Origin of the sequence: Streptomyces sp. NBC_01689 (assembly GCF_036250675.1) — a bacterium.
GTDB lineage: Bacteria > Actinomycetota > Actinomycetes > Streptomycetales > Streptomycetaceae > Streptomyces.
Map to the genome: position 1 here is coordinate 8,110,652 of NZ_CP109592.1, position 18,019 is coordinate 8,128,670.

Sequence of the window (18,019 nt, forward strand, 5' to 3'; positions counted from 1 at the left end):
CGTGGAACGGCCCGCTTCTTACACGTGGGAGCCACAAAACCTGGCGCTGTGATCGACGTCACGTGACGGAGGGGCCTCGGGCCATGCCCGCGGCCCCGTCGCTTCTCGCGGCGAGCGCCTCCGCCCGCGGGCCGCGTCATCCTCACCGCGGAGGGCGACGAAGAGGAACGGGACGGTGTCAGGCAAGTCCCGGCACGCTGACGTGCGGCCGGGGAGGGGCAGTGAACGAGATGGACAAGGGCAGGGCGGTCCTGATCGTGCTTCAGAGGCGCGGCAGGAGGTAGACGCGGGTTCCGCGCGTCCCACCGACGCGCGGACGGAGGGCTCTGCCGAGATCATGCGGGAGGCCAGGCGCAGCAGGCGTGCGCGAGTTGGCGCACGCCGTCCGCCACTCGCACGGGACGCCGGAGATCGGCGTGCGAACGGCGTCGTGATTCAGACGGCACAGCTCACCGATCCGGCCGTCCGCGCCTTCGTCAGCGCCGTCAACGCGGGCGACCGGGACGCTTTCAGGGCTGTTCTGACTCCTGATGCGACCATGTCCGACGACGGCTCGGACCGCGATCTGCACGCATGGGCCGAGCGGGAGATCTTCTCCGCCTCGGTCGGGTGGACGTCGTGTCGCAAGCCGCGACGGGCGTGCCCTTGTCGCGGACTACCGCAGCGACACCTGGGGTCCGATGCGCACCGCCTGGCAGTTCACCGTCTCGACGGACGGTCGCATCAGCCGCTTCGAGGCCCGCCAGGCCTGAGGGGGACCCGGAGGGGGCGGAGCGGGAACCGAGCAAGCCGACAGGCAGGGCAACGGAGTGGTCATCAGGGTAGGTCGGGGGTCCGACAACATCAGAGTCCCTGCGGCGCCCGACGCGGAGGGCACCAAGGGTTCCGAGGGCACCAAGGGTCACGGAACTCGGGACGCGGAGGGGCGTCCCGCCGACGGCGTCGGCGTTTCCGGTCCGTAGGCCGCAGGTCTCGACAAGGCCGGTGCATGCCGAGTCGCCGGATCGCCGGATCGTCGACTCGCCGAGGAAGCGCCGGGCGACGGCGCTGAGATCCAGCAGCGCGTCACCGGCGTTGCGTCTCCGTTCCGGTGGTCCTACGTTTGAAGAGTGGATTCTCCTTCGAAACGAGGGACCCATGGAGATCAGGAACGCAGTGGCCATCGTGACCGGGGCGAACCGCGGACTGGGCCGGCATTTCGCCCAACAGCTGCTGGAGCGTGGCGCGGCGAAGGTCTACGCGGGCGCGCGCAAGCCTTCCTCGGTCGACCTTCCCGGTGTCGAACCCGTCGAGGTGGACATCAGCGACCCGGATTCCGTGCGCCGGGCGGCGGAGGCGGCTCCGGACGTCACCCTGCTCGTCAACAACGCCGGTGTCAGTACGCACACGGAGCTGGTGACCGGGGACATGGCGAACATCCGACTGGAGATGGAGACGGCGTTCTTCGGCACACTCGGCATGATCCGTTCCTTCGCCCCGGTGATCAGCGGCAATGGCGGCGGCGCCGTTCTCAACATGCTTTCGGTGCTGAGCTGGGTGCACTACCCGAAGTACGGCGCCTACTGCGCGGCCAAGGCCGCCGAGTGGGCCATGACCAACGTGGTGCGCCAGGAACTCGCCCCCTCCGGCATCGACGTCACCGCCCTGCACGTGGGCTACATGGACACCGACATGGCCGACTACGTTCCCGCGTCGGACAAGGTCGACCCCACTGTCGTCGCCCGTCTCGCACTGGACGGTATCGAGGAACGCGCCCTCGAGGTCCTGGCCGATGACAACAGCCGCAGGACGCGCGCCGCCCTCAGCGGCGACCTCTCCCAGCTCTACCCCGGCCTGCCCGCCCCCCGCTGACCCCCGAGCCGAACCCCTCGGAGCATCGCCGGGCGTGGAGGGGTCAGGCGCGAAGCTGCATGTACTCGAAGACGGAGCCGTCCGGGTGGCGGGCGACGATCCTGGTGCCGTTCGGTACTTCGTTGGGTGCTTCGAGGATCTCGGCGCCCGCCTTGCCGAGGGCTTCGAGAACGGGGGCCAGGGAGCCGACGATGACGGTCCCGTTCTGCGAGACGTAGTTCTCGAGCGGCCCGGAGTAGAGGAGGAAGGGACCCACGAGTGCCAGCTCGAGATCGCGGTAGGGGAACCGGCGGACTTCCTCTCCGGTCAGTTCCTGGTACAGAGGGATCGCGTCCTCGAGATTCTCCACCTCGATGTTCGCGACCATTGCGTGGATGTTGCTGCTCATAGTGATAACTCCCTTTTTTGATTGCGGTTCTGGACGGCGATACCGCCGGTGCGCTTCTGGCGTGCGCTGGCATTTCTGATCACCTGACGGTGAAAACCTTGAATCCCTGAGCGACGCTCACGTGGTCGCCGCCGGGTTCTGAGCAATGCCCGCCGCGCCCGCCGCGCAGGTCACGAACACGAGTCACGCGCGTGGGCTGCGGCCCGGCCGGCGCTCGCCGGATCCAGCGATACGGGGGGGCGCATACCGGGGCATAACCGTCTCGGTCGCATCCTCAGCAAAACACATATGGACGATCCGGTCAAGAATGGGTCGGCGCTGTCGTACAGGTCACCTCCTCGCGCGCGGAGCGGCCCGTGTCTACGCGGCGGGAGGCGTCGGCGCCGCCGGGGGGAGGAACTGGTGTCGCGCCATGGCCAGCAGCGTCCGTACCGCGATGGCTCCCACGAGTGCGGTCGCGGCGGCCAGGAGGAGGTAGGTGAGAACGAGTTCGCCGGGAGGATGGCCGGTGCTGATCCAGTGCAGTCCGGTGGTCGCCACCGTCGTCCAGGAGAAGGTGAAAGCCCAGAAGCCGGATGTGAACTTGAGGCGGAGAAACAGGGGGAGGAGCCGTACCTGGGCGAGGATCATCAACAGGCAGTAGCCGGCGAGCACAGCGGAGAGCCGGTCGATACGGTCGTGGTTGAGCGCGAAGCAGGCGACGCTTCCCATGGAGGCGGGTACCACCTCGATGGCGAGCGTCGGCGTCAGGGCCGACGGCATCGGAGGCCGGAAGAAGAGCCGGGCCAGGATCATGGAACCCAGGACGACCCACGAGATGATGCCCAGACCGAACATGACTTCGGCCACGCGCTCCTGTCCGATCTGCACGGCGCTGAAGGCGGCGACGAGACCACCGCCGGTGGCGGGCAGAAAGTAGCCCGGGTGCAGCTGGTCGAGCTCAAGTGGGCCGTATATCCACTGCCCGGTGTACCAGCCGGCCACGAGCAGCGTCAGGACGATCAGGACGTCCACCACTACGCGGCCGGCGTCGGGGGCGTAAGGGGCTATGCCCTGCGCCGCGAGGAGCATCGGCGTGATGACCGCCAGTGAGCCGAACGGGCTTCCGACACTGTCCAGCATGTCGGCCCTGAAGGCTCCCCGGACCGACGCGGCGTGGCGCAGATACAGCAGAAGCGTCACGCACCAGACGGCCGCGGCGAGGGCGACCAGGGCACGGCCCACGTCGATCGGCACATGGCCCTCACGGGCTGCCGTGAGCCAGGTGCCGGCCAGGCCTGCGAGGCCCAGAGATATTTCGAAGAAGGCGAGAGGTATGCGTGGCGCGGCCATATCCAAAACCTCTGGTTCCAAGGACCATTTCGGGCTTCACCGGCGTCCTTTTCGTGCGGGACCCGGCCAGGCGAGGACGGCCCCCCCCACGAGGCGTTCGCCGCCGCGGAATCCCGTCCGCGAATCCGTCGGTTCTTTCTATCGAGTCTGCATCGCTACGAGCCGCACCGCTCGCGCGGTGCGGCTCGGGGCAGGTGCGCAAAGGCGGAGGCCAACACGAGGCCCACACTCTGCGGGATGCCGGTTGGAGGCTGGTCCCGCACAATGGATTCTGGGAGCGGTCCAGCCCGGGTCGGGACGCTCTCCTGCCCGCTGCGTACCAACGCGTCAGAGTTCGAGGTCGGTCAGGACCAGGACGCGGTCGTAGGTGTAGTCCTCCATCGCGAACTTCACGCCTTCGCGGCCCACGCCCGACTGCTTGGCGCCGCCGTAGGGCATCTGGTCGGCGCGGTAGGACGGGACGTCGCCGATGATCACGCCGCCGACCTCCAGCGCCCGGTGCGCGCGGAATGCGGCCTGCACGTTGTGGGTGAACACCCCGGCGTGGAGGCCGTACTTGGAGTCGTTGACGGCGGCGAACGCTTCCGCCTCGCCGTCCACCTTCGTCACGGTCAGGACGGGGCCGAACACTTCCTCGCAGGCGAGGGTGGTGTCCGTCGGCACGCTGGTGAGCACGGTGGGCGCGTACGACGCGCCGTCGCGGGTGCCGCCGGTGAGGAGCGAGGCACCCGCCGCGACCGCCTCGTCGACCCAGGTCTCGACGCGCTTGGCCGCGTCCTCGCTGACGAGCGGGCCGACGTCGGTCCTGTCGTCCGACGGGTCACCGGTCACCTGGGCCTCGACCGCGGCGACGATGCGGGGCAGGAGCCGGTCGTAGACGGAGGCGTCCGCGATCACCCGCTGCACGGAGATGCAGGACTGGCCGCCCTGGTAGTTCGAGAAGGTGGCGATCCGGGTCGCGGCCCGGTCCAGGTCCTGGTCGCTCGCCCAGTCGGCGAGCACGACCGCCGCGCCGTTGCCGCCCAGTTCCAGGGTGCAGTGCTTGCGGGGCACCGAGTCCATGATCGCGTAGCCGACCTTCTCGGAGCCGGTGAAGGAGATCACGGGCAGGCGCTCGTCCTGGACGAGGGCGGGCATGCGGTCGTTGGAGACCGGCAGGATCGACCAGGAACCGGCCGGCAGGTCCGTCTCGGCCAGCACCTCGCCGAGGAGCAGCCCGGAAAGAGGAGTGTTCGGGGCCGGCTTGAGGATGATCGGCACACCCGCGGCGATGGCGGGAGCCACCTTGTGGGCGCCCTGGTTCAGCGGGAAGTTGAACGGGGTGATGCCGAGGACGACGCCCCTGGAAAAGCGCCGGATCAGGGCGAGACGGCCCTGGCCGCCGAGGTCGGTGTCCAGGCGCTGGGCGTCGCCGCTGTTGAAGCGACGGGCCTCTTCAGAGGCGAACCGGAAGACGGAGACGGCCCGGCCGACCTCGCCGCGGGCCCACTTGATCGGCTTGCCGTTCTCGGCGGAGATCAACTGTGCTATCTCCTCGGTCCGTTCGGCGAGGCGCTTGGCCACATGGTCCAGGGCGGCGGCCCGCAGGTGCGCCGGGGTGGCGGCGAACTCGTCCCGTACCGCGTAGGCGGCGGCGACAGCCTCTTCGACCTGTCCGTCGGTCGGCACGGACACCGTACCGACTCGGCGGCCGTCCCAAGGAGAAGTCACGTCGAGGGTGCTGTCGCCTTCGGCTGCGCGTCCTGCGAGCCAGAAGGAATGGACAGAAGTCATGAAGGGGCTCCGGCGATTTTTGGACAAGGGATTTCGGAGGGTGCGTCATTCACGGTACGAGCGTGCCCGTGCGCTCTTGCTTGTTCGACTTGTCGGAGTGGGCGGATCACGCACTCCTGATTGGCATGAAGAGGTTCCGGATCGCGTCTGCTGGGCCTACCCGTTGATCGGGCCGCTCCGGACATGCCTTCCGTGGCTACGGCTGTCGGACACGGCACTGCTGCTGCCGCCGTCGGAGCGCACGAGCACGTCCGCAGGGCGGGCCGCTCCGCGGGCTCGCGTCAGATGCCTCTGTCGTAGCCGGACGCCGGCAGCCGTGCTGATGTCGGCCAGAGAGTGGCGCGGTGGCCGGACCAGCAGACGGCCTATCCGAAGGCAGAGGTGCCTTCATGGGCCGGAGAGCCCGCACCACACCAGTCCGTGAGGGCCCGTCGGACGTCCTCGGCCCGGCGCTCCGGTTGCTCCTCGGAGGTGGTCCACGCGATGTATGCGTCCGGCCTGACCAATACGGCCCTTCTCGTCAGACCGGGCGCGGACACGAACTCGACCTCGTCGGCCCAGCCTTCGGTCACCGAGGGAGGAAGCGGCGCGTCCGCGGCGGTGACGAGCACGAAGCGCCGGGCGCGCAGGGCCTCGTACAGCCGCCTTCCGTCGGTCAGCGGCAGGTCGGGAACGCGCTTGCCGACCAGCGGGGGTGCGCCACTCGGAGCGGCGTAGGCGATGTCGATCCCGGAGATCGCCCGGGCCGCCCGCTGGGCCACGGGCGGAATGCGCAGCACCGTGCGGGCGAAGAGGTCGCGGAATCCGCACAGCGCCTTCGGCGTCGTCAGCACCCCGCGCAGGAGTGCGCCGCTCATCCGAAGTACCCGGCGCCCCACCGGGTGCCGCTCGGCCTCGTACGTGTCGAGCAGGGCGTCCGGAGCCCGGCCGCGCAGGACGGCCGCCAGTTTCCAGCCGAGGTTGACCGAGTCCTGGATGCTGGTGTTGAGGCCCATCCCACCGGCGGGTGAGTGCACGTGCGCGGCGTCGCCGACGAGGAACACCCGGCCTACGCGGTAACGGGGGCACTGGCGTTCATCGCTGTGGAACCGGGAGAGCCAGCGTGCGTCCCGCATACCGAAGTCGGTCCCGAGCGCCCGCTGGGCGACCGCGCGGATCTCGTCCAGGTCGACGGCCGTGTCGTCGGGCATGTCGTGGCGACGGTTCCAGGCCATGACGCGGAACCAGCCGTCGCCGAAGGGCACGACGATGGCGAAGGCGTCCCCGACCGCCCCGACGGTGGGCGGTTTTCTCGGCGGCTCGGCCAGGCGTACGTCGGCGAGCATCATCGAACGAACCGCGGACCGGCCGGGAAAGGGCAGGCCGAGGGACTCGCGCACCTTGCTGTTCCGGCCGTCGGCGCCCACCACGTAGGCGGCGCGCAGGGTCTGCATCGTGCCGTCCGCGGCGCGTACCTCGACGTCGACACCTGTGGAGTCCTGCCGGAGACCGGTCGCCTCGCAGCCGCTCCTGATGTCCACTCCGTGGCCGAGGGCGCGGGAGCGGAGCAGTCGCTCGGTGTTGTACTGCGGGGTCACCAGGACGTGCGGGTAGCGGGTCGGCAGCCGCGACAGGTCGATCTGCAGGAACTGCAGGACCGGATTGCGCAGCCCGGTCTTGAGCAGGTCGTCGGCGATCCCGCGGGCGTCGAGTTGCTCCATCGTCCGGGCGTGCACCGCGAACGCCCGGGTGAGCTGAGACTCCCCTTCGCGCCGCTCCACCACGGTGCAGGCGATCCCCGCCTCGGCCAGATCGCCCGCGAGCATCAGTCCCGCGGGGCCCGCCCCCACGATCAGCACGCCTTCGTCGGAGCCCATGTGCGTCCTTTGCATCGATCGACATGACATCCAGGTGCAGGGTCGCTTCGGCGGCCCTGAGGGGTGAGCGGGGTCCGGCCGTTGAGCGCGCAGCGCGCCCGCCCTCACCGCGTGTTCCAGACAAGAGGCCTCAGGTCGCCGGTGCGCGCGTGGCGGTGCGGCACGTGTCGACCGTGGGCGTCGCATGGGAGCTGAGGTCGCCGTCATGCAACCACGGGCCGGGGTGGCACTGGGTCCGGTCGAACCCGTGGAGGACGGATGTCACTCGGTAGCTGATTCCTGGCGAATACGATCAACAATGCACATCGAGACAAACGCTACCTGAGAAGCGCCGGAGCGGCGCGCCGTGAATTCCCTGCCAGCGGGACCGATCCCGGCACCGGCCCCCGATCCTGGCTCCGGCCCCCGATCCTGGCTCCGGTCCCGGTCCCGGCCCCGGCCCCGGCTCCCGGGCGGACGGAGCCGGGTGCCTCCGGGAGTCCACCGGCGCAGCGCTCCACGGCGGAGAATCGCTCAGATCTGGTTGAGGCCGCCGTCGACGTAGAGCTCGGTCCCGGTGATGAAGCTGCTCTGGTCGGATGCGAGGAAGAGTGCTGCCGCGGCGGCTTCGGCGGGCTCGCCCATCCGGCCGAGGGGGACCTGCTGGGCGAAGGAGGCGCGGAGGGACTTGGCGGCTTCTTCGTCGGGTGCCAGGCCGGTGATGCCCGGGGTCTTGATCGGTCCGGGGACCAGGGTGTTGACGCGGATGCCGCGGCCGCGCAGTTCGTTGGCCCAGGTGCGGGCGAAGGAGCGGACGGCGGCCTTGGAGGCGGCGTAGACGCCGAACGCCTCCGCGCCGGTGGTTGCGGCGGTGGAGCCGGTCAGGATCACCGAGGCGCCGTCGTTGAGGAGCGGCAGTGCCTTCTGCACGGTGAAGAGGGTCCCGCGGACGTTGGTGTCGAAGGTGTCGTCGAAGTGCTGCGGGGTCACGTTCTCCAGGGTGGCGAATTCGCCGCCGCCCGCGTTGGCGAAGAGGACGTCGATGCGGTGGCCCTGGTCGGCGACGAGCTTGAAGAGGCGGTCGAGGTCGGCGGGGTCGGCTATGTCTCCGCGGACGGCGGTGACGTGGTGGCCGATCTCGGCCGCGGCCGCGTCCAGTGCGTCCTGGCGCCGGCCGGTGATGATCACGTGGGCGCCTTCGGTGGCGAAGCGCTGTGCGGCGGCCCGTCCGATGCCGCTGTTCGCCCCGGTGACCACGGCCACTTTGCCTGCGAGTGCTTTCGTCATGACGTGTCGCTCCTCCCTAGTTCTTGACTGGTTCGTCCATAACGTTAACCGTTGTGGACGAGCCAGTCAAATAAGCGTAGGCTCACCCCATGGCACGACCCCGGAAATTCGACGAACAGCAGGTCCTGGACACCGCTCGGGAACAGTTCTGGGCGCGTGGCTTCGCCGCCACCCGCATGGACGACATCGCCGCGGCGACCGGCCTCGGCAAGGGCAGCCTGTACGGCGCGTTCGGCGGCAAGCAGGAACTCTTCCACCGCGTGTTCGACGACTACTGCAGGTCGGTCGTCGACGCCACCGCCCAACAGCTGCACGGCGACGACGAGGGCGCCTACGCCCGGCTGTCCGCCTACGTCCACGCGGTGGCCGCCGCCACCGCCGCCGACACCGCCCAGCGCGGATGCCTCCTCGCCAAAGGTGCCGCCGAGCTGACCGAACACGACGAGACCGTGGCCCAGCGCGCCCACACCGCCATCGACGCACTGAGCACACTCCTCGAGGACGACATCGCCGCCTGCCGGCGCAACGGCGACCTCGCCGCCGACGCGGACCCCGCACAACTCGCCGCACTGATGCTCGCCGTCCTGCGTGGCATCGAAGCACTCGGCAAAGCCGGAGCCGACGAGAAGACACTCACCGGCATCGCCCACACCGCCCTCGCCGTCCTGCCCCGCCCCACCACCTGACGACCCCGAACGACGCTCCGCCCGGCGGCGGGCGCGGCGGAGAAGAGACGCGCGCTCCGAACGGACGCGCGAATGGCGCCGGTGGTAGCCCGCGCCCGCGTGGTCAGGTCTCGGCCCGTACCGTTGACAGGGCTCAGTGCCAAGGGCGGGCGTCGTGCGCGGGCAGCGGCCGCAGTGCGGGCCAGCGCTCCAACAGGCGTGTGGCCAACGCGGAGCTGAGGTGGCCCACGGCGTGCAGGTGGTCGTGGTCGCGGGTTATGTCGGCGACCACGCCGAGGCGGTGGACGAGGCGCTCGCGGGCGGAGACGTAGCCCCACTCGAAGTCCTCGGTGGGTACCCGGGCGAGCTGGTCGGCCGTGCCGCGGTGGGCACGCTCGACGAGCGCGTCTCCCTGGATCAGCCAGCTCGCGCACGCGTCAGCGAGGTCGCCCGGCACATCGCCGCCGGTGAGGACGCGCCAGGTGGTGCGGTAGATGTCCTCGACCTCCGCGAGCGGGGCGCCGGTGACCGACATCGCGCACCAGCAGGTGGGGAAGCCGATGCGGAAGTAGGCGAGCTCGACCAGTCCGTTGCCGAGCGAGGCTCGTTCGAAGTCGACGAAGCGGACACCGCCGGTGGTGCGCAGGTCGTTGCCGGGGCACGGGTCGCCGTGCAGCAGCGCATGATGGGGAGTGGGGTCCAGCCGGTCCAGGAGAGCGCCGAGTTCGTCGGGCGCCGCGGAGGGGACGGGGACGTCGAGCGTCCGGGCCAGGGCGAGGAAGGACTCCGCGTCGGCGGCCGTGGGACCCGACCAGGCCGGGAGCGCGCCCACGTCGGCGGGGCCGGTCAGAGCGTGCAGGCGGGCGAGCGACTCGGCGTACCCGGGCATCCAGTCGTCGGTCCTGCCGAGGTCGTCCAGGTGATCGAGGACCATCACCCGCGCGGGCTGATCCGTGGCGAGCACCGCGGGAGCCACGGCGGGCTCGGTGGCCCGGCCGGCCAGGCGCAGTCCGGCGACCTCCCGCGCGAAGCGCGTGTCCGCGTCGGCGCCCGTGTCCCCGTCGTCGGTGATCTGCTTGACGATCACCGGGCTCCGATCGGCCAACTGGACCCGCCACACCCGCGATCGCGGACTGCTGTCCAGAAGCTCGCTTCGCCTGGGAGTGCCGACGGTGGACCGCAGCGCTTCGTCGAACGGAAGCTGGTTCAGCATGCGGACGAGCCTAGGGGGTGTCGGAGCCCTGATCCTTGTCGGACCCCGCGCTCCGTGGCCCCGCCGTCGCGTCGACAACTCGGGAGCGCCCAGGGGCGGGTCCCCGGACAATGATCGTCATGACGTCTCTCCACTCCAACCCGCTCTTCACGAGGCTCGCTGATGCCGAACGGATCCTCGTCGCGGGCGCGGGCGGTGGCTTCGACATCTACTCCGGCCTGCCGTTGGCGCTCTCCCTCATGCATCAGGGCAAGCAGGTACATCTCGCGAACCTCTCCTTCAGCGCACTCGCCGGTCTCCCGATCGACCACTGGGTCGCGCCCGACCTGGCCGCCGTCACTCCCGACTCCGCGTTGCACCAGGGCTACTTCCCGGAGCGAACGCTCGCCCAGTGGCTGGACCGGCACGGCTGCCCGTCCACCGTGTACGCCTTCCCCCAGACCGGGGTACGCCCGCTGCGCGCCGCCTACCAAGCACTGATCGAGCTGCACCGCGTCGACGCCGTGGTGCTGGTCGACGGCGGTACGGACATTTTGATGCGTGGCGATGAAGCCGGGCTGGGCACTCCGGAGGAGGACCTGACGAGCGTGGCGGCGCTGGCCGCACTGGACGACATTCCGACCCGGCTCGTCGTGTCGGTCGGCTTCGGTGTGGACGCGTACCACGGCGTGAACCACGTACAGGTCTTGGAGAACATCGCCGCCCTGGAGCGCGACGGCGCCTATCTCGGTGCGTTCTCGATACCGCGCGCCACCCGTGAGGGCGCGCTCTACCTCGACGCGGTGACGCACGCTCAGCGCCACACCCCGGAGCACCCCAGCATCGTGAACGGTTCCATCGCGGCCGCCGTGCGCGGCGCGTTCGGCGATGTCCGGTTCACTGACCGCACCCGGGGCAGCGAGTTGTTCGTGAACCCGTTGATGTCCCTGTACTTCGCCTTCGACCTGCCGGGCCTGGCAGCCCGCTGCCTCTACCTGGACCGGATCGAGGACACCCATCTGATGCGCCAAGTCCACGCGCGGATCGCCGAATTCCGCGAATCCGTAGTCACTCGCCCACCCCGAAGCTTCCCGCACTAACGGCAAGGCTGACCGCGCCCCGGCCGATCGTGGTCACCCGTGGTGATGACAGCACCGCGCACGGTGCCTGCGAGGGTGAGGGCTGTGCCACAGTGGAGGGACAAGAGATCGACCGGTGTCCTGGCCGCCGTACTGGCTGTGGTGGCGGGGGGCTGGTTGACGGGTTCCGGGAATCGCCCCCTTCACGGGCATCCGGGTTCCGCCATCGCTGCCGGGCCGCTCTTGCTCGCGTTCTGGCGTCTTTGGGCTCACGACCCTCTTGAAGGGGGTTGCCCCTCATGCTCTTCACCATCACCGGCGACGGCGTCACGGCGGTCATCACTCCCCAGGGAGAGATCGACTTCGTCACCTCACCCAGCCTGCACGCCTTTCTCCAGCAGCTCCCGCCGTCGGTCACCGAGGTGACGTGGGACCTGCGGCAGACACGGTTCATGGATGTCGCGGGCCTGCACCTCCTGGTGCATCTGCGCCAGGGCTGCCAGGAAGCGGGGCGGATACTGACCGTCACCGGGGTGGATGAGCCGCTGCGACGTCTGCTGCAGCTGGCACACGACCTGTTCCCCGCGGGTCACTGGGACGACTTCCTCCCCGGCGGCCTGCTCACCGCGACCGGCTGAGCCGGACGGAGCCACGACGGGCCCGGTGCCGTCGTCTCGGATCCCGACGTCGGGGGGCCGGAGGCCGCGGGGACCACCCCGGACTCGGACCGACACACGAGGGACCTCCAGGAGCCCGAGGTGACGACAACCAGACCCGTACTTCCTGGGTCACGCCTCTGGTGAGGGTCGAGGGTTGGAGGAACCGGGAGTCGGCGCGCGAGCCGGGTTCGGTGGAGAGTGGAGTGGGCGAAGGGCGCCTGACGGATGAAAACCCAGGTCGGGCGCCCCTCTTCTGGGCCTAGAAGAAGCCCAGCTTCTTCGGCGAGTAGCTCACCAGCAGATTCTTGGTCTGCTGGTGGTACATGGTCTTGACCGCTTCTGACCTGCGGAAATGAGTGAAAGCGTAGGTGGTGAAGTGGGGTTGGGCCGTGTATGGCCCGGATCTTGGTGAGGGGGCCTGTCCCGCGGGCATGGCGGCATCCGTGCTGGCAGTGGACTACCAGCGGCTGGCGGAGCGGGGCTGGATCCGTCAGGTGCGGCCGGGAGTGTTCACCGCCCTGGAGCAGGCCGCCTGAACCCGGTCGGGCGCCGGTCGGCGAGGCGGCCGCTCATGAGCATGGTCATCGGCCACAGGACCATGGCCTCGTGCATGACGGGCAGGGTCTCGTAGTCGCAGACCAGGCGGCGCGAACGCATCAGCCAGCTGAGCGTCCTCTCCGCCAGCCACCTGCGGGGCAGCACCATGAATCCCGCAGTGTCGTCGCGGCGCCTGACGACCTCCAGGGTGAGCTGGAGGGCCTCGGCCGCCCAGTCGACCAGCCTCCCGGCATACCCGCCGTCCGCCCACACCAGACCGATCGAGAAGTAGATCGTGCGCAGCCGCTCGAGCAGGCAGGCGGCGGCATCGCGGTCCTGGACGCTCGCCGCGGTCACGGTGACGGCCAGGACCAGGCCGAGGCAGTCGACCACCACATGCCGCTTGCGGCCGCCGATTTCCTTCCCGCCGTCCCAGCTCGACGCCGCCCGCGGGATGTTCGCCGCCGCCCGCAGTGACTGCGAGTCCGCGGCCGTCGGGTCCACCGCCCGGCCCTCCTTCTCCCGCACGCGGTCGCGCAGCCGGTCGTAGAACTCGGCGAGCGGCCCCGTCGCCTGTCAGCGGCGCGCGAAGGCGTGCACCCCACCGGACGCCGGGTCAGCGTCCGCTGACCCGCCCGTCGTGGGGGTGGATACGGGGCCCGGGCTGCCTGGGTCAGTCGTGCGGGACGACCACGACCGGGGCCGCGGCATGGTGCATCACCGCATGCGCGACCGGGCCGAGGTGCGTACCGATCGCCGAATCCCGGCTACGGCGGCCGATGACCACGAGACCTGCGCCGGAAGCGGCCTCCACCAGGTGGTGGGCGGCCCCGCCGCTTACGGACTTCTCCGTCACCTCGACTCCGGGGAACTTCTCCCGCCACGGGCGCAGCGCGTCGGTCAGCCCGATCGCCTCCTGCACGGCCAGTTCACCGCCCAGCCCCGGAGTGACGGCGCCGGAGGTGTAACCGAAACCGGCGTCCAGGCCGTAATAGGCCGGCAGGGTCCAGCCGTGCACGACCGTCAGCGCCGACGCGCGTCGGGCGGCGGCGTCGAAGGCGAACTCGAACAGCGCGTGGGCGGGCCGCCGCAGGTCCAGGCCGAGGACGACCTCGCCGAACGGGGGCTCCGTCGGGCGAGGGTCGGAGCCGTTCGGCTCCTCGGCGCGGACCAGGACCACCGGGTTGGCGGCGCGGGCCACCACCGAGAGGGCCACCGAGCCGACCATGAATCCACCGATGCTGCTCAGCCCCCGCGACCCGAGGACCAGTAGTTCGGCGTCGGCGGCGGCCGCCAGCAGAACCGGGACGGGCTGCCCGTCGACCTGGTCGGCGCTGATCCGCAGGTCGGGGTAGCGGCGACGCAGATCCTCCTCGGCCTCGCGCGGCACGCGCTCCGCCCAGTTGCGCTGCAGGGCCGGCCCCACCGACGGCGCGTAGGCGGTCGGGTAGTTGTACGACTGCAGTTCCCATGCATGTACGAGGCGGCAGGGCAGATCACGGAGCAGGGACTCACGGGCCGCCCAGTCCGCGGCAGCGAGGCTTTCCCGCGAGCCGTCCAGGCCTGCGGTGATGATACGAGACATGCTGCCAACTTCCCTGTCGAGTAGAGGTGTTGCCGTCGGCTACGTTGTCGGCGGCCGGGGAGGACCAGCCCATCCGGCCCTGCCCGGTGCGACCCCGCGGTTCTGCTGCTCACGGTCAGAAGTGGGTCGTGGGGACCGGATCGACGGTCCCGCGGCATGCGTGCCGCGTGCCGCGGTCAGCGGAGCCATGGGTGGTCGCGGACCACGGGGAGGGCGGCCCAGGTCCTGCCGAGTCCCCAGGTGACGCCTGCGCCCGCGACCGCGAGGGCGATCAGGACGACGGCGTACAGGACGTGGTAGTCGATGAGCGGGTTGCTGGACATGCTCGGCGAGCCATCGGCCAGGTGCTTGGCGGGCGGCCATTCGGCGATCCACATGAACGCCATCAGGGCGGTGCCGGCGATCGCGGCGAGCCGCAGTGCGATGCCGCTGATCAGGGCGAGGCCGACGCCGAGCAGGCCGAGCATGAACAGCCAGTTCGCCCAGCCCGCTCCGGCCCAGGAGTGGAACGTGGACTGCATGGGTCCGGCGGCGACGCCGCTGAGGAAGCCCTGGGTGGGTGAACCGCCGTCGGCCCAGCCCTTGCCGGACGGGGTGGCGTAGCTCCAGCCGAAGGTCTTGTCGAGGAATGCCCACAGGAAGACGAACCCGGTCACGATCCGCAGCCCCGCGAAGACCTGGGCGGCCATGGCCGTGGCCGTGGTGTCGGTAGTGGTCTCGCCGGACCTCCGGGTCGTCCTGGCCCGATGCCGCGACGGGAGGTGGAATCCCGTGCGCCGGCCGGGAGTTTCGTGTACTGCCATGATGTTCATCCCTGTCTGGGCTCTGGTAGGCGTAACGCGATATCTGTGCGCGTGCCGTCGTCGTGCTGAGTTCAATGTCCTGCCCGGACCAGTCGGGCCACAGGGGCCCACAGGTACCGTCGCAGGGGCCGAACGTCCCTTCCCCTTACCGCTCGCGAAGCCGCACGGCTGCCGGACCGGGCCCTGCGATCGTCTCTGTCGCGCCTCCCCCTTCGGGCGGACTCACGCCTGGGGCGAGCTCGTGTCTGCCCCCTCCGAGAGGACCCTGGAGGCCGACGAGGCTCGCCGGTGTGCCGTCCAGGCCGACGGCGATGTCGCGGAGCCTGTGGATCCCTCCGTCACCCTCAGGGCGTCCGTGACTTCTCGCCCCCTCGCGGCCGGCCCGCCCGAGTGGGGACGACCACGACCGGGCAATGGGAGTGGTTCAGCACGGCGTGGGTGACTGTGCTCAGTTGCCGACCGAGCCGTTGGGGTCCGCGACGGGCACTGACGACCACGACAGCGGCCTCGCGGGTAGCCTCCAGCAGCTCGGTCGCCGGACCGTTTCGGAAGGCGCGGGTCGCTCCCTCAGAGCGCTGCCCTGGCCCGGCCACCGCAAGACGAACATGCCTGGCGCCGTCGTTCGCCACCTGACGCCCGGGCGCCAGGGAGGCGAGTTCGGGCGCCAGGTGTCGACGTGGCCGGGCGTCCAGTACGCGCAGCCGGGCTCCGCGCCGCGCAACCTCCGCGAAGGCGAACACGGCGGCGTCCGCATCGGTGTTGCTCTCCAGGCCGAGCAACACCTCGCCACGACTCGTGGGCCGGCGGTCTCCTCGTATGATGAGCAGCGGGCCGTACGTGTGCGCGGCCAGCCGCAGACCCACCGAGCCGAACAGCAGACCGGCTACGCTGCCCAGCCCGCGGGTGCCGACCACGGTGAGCTCGGAGTCCCGGCCGTGACGCACCAGTGCCCGGACCGGTCCGCCCTCGACGGCACAGGCCGTGACCGGCAGACCGGGGTGGCGATCACGCACCCGTGAGACGGCGGAAGCCAGTATCGGACCGGCCTCGTCGAGGTCGGGCACGGCGTACACGATGTCCAGCACGGCGCCGCGCAGCACGGCCTCCTCGGAAGCCCGGTCCAGCGCCCGTACGGCGACGAGCGAACCGTCCACGCCTACTGTCACATGACGGGTGGTCATGTCTGTCCCTTCCCTCGGCTGGTGCTGTCCAGGTGGCCGCCGACATGCCGTCGGCCCGGTTCGCGAGGGCGGCTCGGCCCGCTTCGGGACGGGCGGCCGGGGCGCGGGACGGCGAGCAGGAGACGTGGTCGAGGCCGGTGTCGCGGAAGAACTGGATGGAGTCCGCGCGCCGCCGTGTTCTCCGCAGACGCCGAACTTCGGACCGGGCTTCGGAAGAAGGACGCTCTGGGCTTGTTCAGGCGTGCGGGACGACGGCGACGGGGCAGGGCGCGTGGTGCAGCGCCGCGTGGGTGACAGGGCCGAGGTGGGTGCCGAGACGGGATGCGCGCATCCGGCGTCCCACCACGACGAGCGCCGCGCCGGCCGAGGCGCTGATCAGCTCGTCGGCCGCACGCCCTTCGGTGACGTTCTCGACGACGGTGACCTCGGGGAACTTGTCGCACCAGGGGCGCAGCGCGGCGACCACGGCGCGCTCGCGCTCCGCCAGCAGCTCCGGGCCCCTGACCGGGACAAGCGCGTCCGCCGTGGCGAAGTCCGGCGGACGGGCCCATCAGAAAGACGGCGACCGGGGGCGGGGAAAGCCCGGATGGTTCAGCTCTCTTGTGGCGCGGCCGCGCATTCGGTACCGATCCGCGCGGCCCACCCCTCGATCTGTCCGCAGTCGCGGAAGTCACCGCCCTTTCCGGAGGAGACGATCTTCCGGGCGATGAATCCTGTCGCTCCCTCTTCGAGACAGCCGCCGAACGTGATGTGTCCCCTGGCGTCGAGCCGGGCCATGGCCCGCTGCACACCGGGCACGGGCGGGATGTCCCGTTCCGAGGCCGTGGCGTCGAGCGGGCCGCTGCTGAAGAACCACAGCGGACGGTCGGCCAGCGCACGGCCGTGACGGCGGACGAAACGGCGGGCGTCCTTGTGCCAGCGCCCCGCGTACAGCCCGCCACCCACCACCACGGCGTCGTAGGACTCCAGGTCCGTCACGGACCGGGCGGACACCGCCTCGACCGACACTCCTTCCTGGCGCAGGACTTCGGCGATCGTCTCGGCGATCCGCGCGGTCGAACCGTTCGTCGTTCCGTAGGCAACCAGCGCGGTGCTCAGCATGACGGTGCGCCTTCCTCTCACGGCCTCCGCGGCCATTCCCCGGTCACACCGTGCACGGCCAGCTCGTCCGGCCTCAGGTGCGAGTCCTCCAGCCGGTAGGTGAGCTCGTCAACCACCGCGACGACGCCGTTGATGCGGTGGATCATGGCGAAGGCGATCTCCGCCTCGCTCTTGCGCTCCACATGCTCCGCGAGCGTCACGACTCCGTCGTCCACGGCGATCTCCGCGCTCGACGGCGCCAGCCACAGCGAGCGGACCAGCACCTCGTCGATCACCTCGCGGCGGATCTCGTCGTCGGGCTGCGAAAAGACCCGGATCAGGTCGCGGCGGGTGACGATACCGATGAGCCGGTTTTCCTCGTCCACCACCGGCAGCCGCTTCACGCGGTTCTGTGTCATGGCTCGGGCGGCCTCGGCAACGGTGTTGTCGGCGCGCACGGTGACCGGAGGGACGGACATCGGCTGTCCGGCGGTAGGGGCCTGCGTCTTTGTGGCCTGCCTGCGTGCGCCGCGGGTCAGTTCGGTGAGCCGAAATCGGCGCTTCGGCCTGACCGGGTCGGTTGTCTCCGCCTGCCGGACCATGAGGTCCGTCTCGGAGATCACCCCGATGACCTTCTCGTCCTCGTCGACCACCGGTAGTCCGCTGATTTGGTGCTCGGAGAGGAGGCCGGCGACCTCCTTCAACGGGCGCCGTACAGCGCCCGAACGACCACTGTCGCCATCACGGATCCGACCTTGTCGTGCTTCATGTC

At 70.3% G+C, this 18,019-nt stretch carries 16 protein-coding genes and 2 pseudogenes; 5 read left to right on the forward strand and 13 right to left on the reverse strand.

The window, feature by feature from the left end; all coding sequences use genetic code 11:
• Nucleotides 1–430: 430 nt before the first annotated feature.
• A pseudogene (locus OG776_RS34825) lies at nucleotides 431–752 on the forward strand (nuclear transport factor 2 family protein).
• Between the two features lie 385 nt (nucleotides 753–1,137).
• Nucleotides 1,138–1,851, forward strand: a complete 714-nt coding sequence (locus tag OG776_RS34830) for an SDR family oxidoreductase (protein ID WP_329323093.1) — start codon at nucleotides 1,138–1,140, stop codon at nucleotides 1,849–1,851.
• Nucleotides 1,852–1,894: 43 nt separating this feature from the next.
• Here OG776_RS34830 and OG776_RS34835 read toward each other — a convergent pair whose 3' ends face one another.
• The 5 genes from OG776_RS34835 to OG776_RS34855 all read right to left on the reverse strand — a co-directional run bounded on the left by OG776_RS34835 (nucleotide 1,895) and on the right by OG776_RS34855 (nucleotide 8,466).
• On the reverse strand, nucleotides 1,895–2,239 hold the full coding sequence (locus OG776_RS34835) for a hypothetical protein (protein ID WP_148010746.1): 345 nt from the start codon (nucleotides 2,237–2,239) through the stop codon (nucleotides 1,895–1,897).
• A 360-nt stretch (nucleotides 2,240–2,599) separates the two neighbouring features.
• Nucleotides 2,600–3,571, reverse strand: coding sequence for a TDT family transporter (locus OG776_RS34840; RefSeq protein WP_329326578.1), 972 nt, complete (start codon nucleotides 3,569–3,571; stop codon nucleotides 2,600–2,602).
• A 327-nt stretch (nucleotides 3,572–3,898) separates the two neighbouring features.
• Nucleotides 3,899–5,344, reverse strand: coding sequence for an aldehyde dehydrogenase family protein (locus OG776_RS34845; RefSeq protein WP_329323094.1), 1,446 nt, complete (start codon nucleotides 5,342–5,344; stop codon nucleotides 3,899–3,901).
• A 365-nt stretch (nucleotides 5,345–5,709) separates the two neighbouring features.
• Nucleotides 5,710–7,200, reverse strand: a complete 1,491-nt coding sequence (locus OG776_RS34850; protein WP_329323095.1) for an FAD-dependent monooxygenase — start codon at nucleotides 7,198–7,200, stop codon at nucleotides 5,710–5,712.
• 513 nt (nucleotides 7,201–7,713) lie between these two features.
• The gene (locus OG776_RS34855; RefSeq protein ID WP_329323096.1) at nucleotides 7,714–8,466 is read right to left on the reverse strand and encodes an SDR family oxidoreductase; all 753 of its coding nucleotides are present in this window, start codon (nucleotides 8,464–8,466) and stop codon (nucleotides 7,714–7,716) included.
• Nucleotides 8,467–8,555: 89 nt separating this feature from the next.
• Here OG776_RS34855 and OG776_RS34860 point away from each other — a divergent pair, with 89 nt between their 5' ends.
• Nucleotides 8,556–9,152, forward strand: coding sequence for a TetR/AcrR family transcriptional regulator (locus tag OG776_RS34860; RefSeq protein WP_148010741.1), 597 nt, complete (start codon nucleotides 8,556–8,558; stop codon nucleotides 9,150–9,152).
• Nucleotides 9,153–9,285: 133 nt separating this feature from the next.
• On the opposite strand, the gene OG776_RS34865 is transcribed toward OG776_RS34860, so the two are convergent.
• The gene (locus tag OG776_RS34865) at nucleotides 9,286–10,344 is read right to left on the reverse strand and encodes a phosphotransferase (RefSeq protein WP_329323097.1); all 1,059 of its coding nucleotides are present in this window, start codon (nucleotides 10,342–10,344) and stop codon (nucleotides 9,286–9,288) included.
• A gap of 119 nt (nucleotides 10,345–10,463) precedes the next feature.
• Here OG776_RS34865 and OG776_RS34870 point away from each other — a divergent pair, with 119 nt between their 5' ends.
• Nucleotides 10,464–11,423 carry a DUF1152 domain-containing protein gene (locus tag OG776_RS34870; protein WP_329323098.1) on the forward strand — a complete coding sequence of 320 codons (960 nt, stop codon included), beginning with the start codon at nucleotides 10,464–10,466 and terminating at the stop codon, nucleotides 11,421–11,423.
• A 278-nt stretch (nucleotides 11,424–11,701) separates the two neighbouring features.
• Nucleotides 11,702–12,040 carry an STAS domain-containing protein gene (locus OG776_RS34875; protein WP_148010739.1) on the forward strand — a complete coding sequence of 113 codons (339 nt, stop codon included), beginning with the start codon at nucleotides 11,702–11,704 and terminating at the stop codon, nucleotides 12,038–12,040.
• 531 nt (nucleotides 12,041–12,571) lie between these two features.
• Here OG776_RS34875 and OG776_RS34880 read toward each other — a convergent pair.
• The 7 genes and pseudogenes from OG776_RS34880 to OG776_RS34910 form a co-directional block, all read right to left on the reverse strand.
• Entirely contained in the window at nucleotides 12,572–13,102 is a 531-nt protein-coding gene (locus OG776_RS34880) for a transposase (RefSeq protein WP_329323099.1), read from the reverse strand.
• A gap of 169 nt (nucleotides 13,103–13,271) precedes the next feature.
• On the reverse strand, nucleotides 13,272–14,183 hold the full coding sequence (locus OG776_RS34885) for a universal stress protein (protein WP_329323100.1): 912 nt from the start codon (nucleotides 14,181–14,183) through the stop codon (nucleotides 13,272–13,274).
• A gap of 176 nt (nucleotides 14,184–14,359) precedes the next feature.
• A complete protein-coding gene (locus tag OG776_RS34890) occupies nucleotides 14,360–14,986 on the reverse strand; it encodes a hypothetical protein (protein ID WP_329323101.1) in 627 nt (208 codons plus the stop codon).
• A 344-nt stretch (nucleotides 14,987–15,330) separates the two neighbouring features.
• Nucleotides 15,331–16,167 (reverse strand): universal stress protein, encoded by an 837-nt coding sequence (locus OG776_RS34895; protein ID WP_329323102.1) that lies wholly within the window; start codon nucleotides 16,165–16,167, stop codon nucleotides 15,331–15,333.
• A 235-nt stretch (nucleotides 16,168–16,402) separates the two neighbouring features.
• Nucleotides 16,403–16,687 (reverse strand): annotated as a pseudogene (locus tag OG776_RS34900) (universal stress protein); the annotation flags it as partial.
• 71 nt (nucleotides 16,688–16,758) lie between these two features.
• Nucleotides 16,759–17,268: a flavodoxin domain-containing protein gene (locus OG776_RS34905; protein WP_148010734.1), complete on the reverse strand. Its 510-nt coding sequence runs from the start codon at nucleotides 17,266–17,268 to the stop codon at nucleotides 16,759–16,761.
• 17 nt (nucleotides 17,269–17,285) lie between these two features.
• Nucleotides 17,286–17,951, reverse strand: a complete 666-nt coding sequence (locus OG776_RS34910; RefSeq protein ID WP_315986910.1) for a CBS domain-containing protein — start codon at nucleotides 17,949–17,951, stop codon at nucleotides 17,286–17,288.
• Between the last annotated feature and the right edge of the window lie 68 nt (nucleotides 17,952–18,019).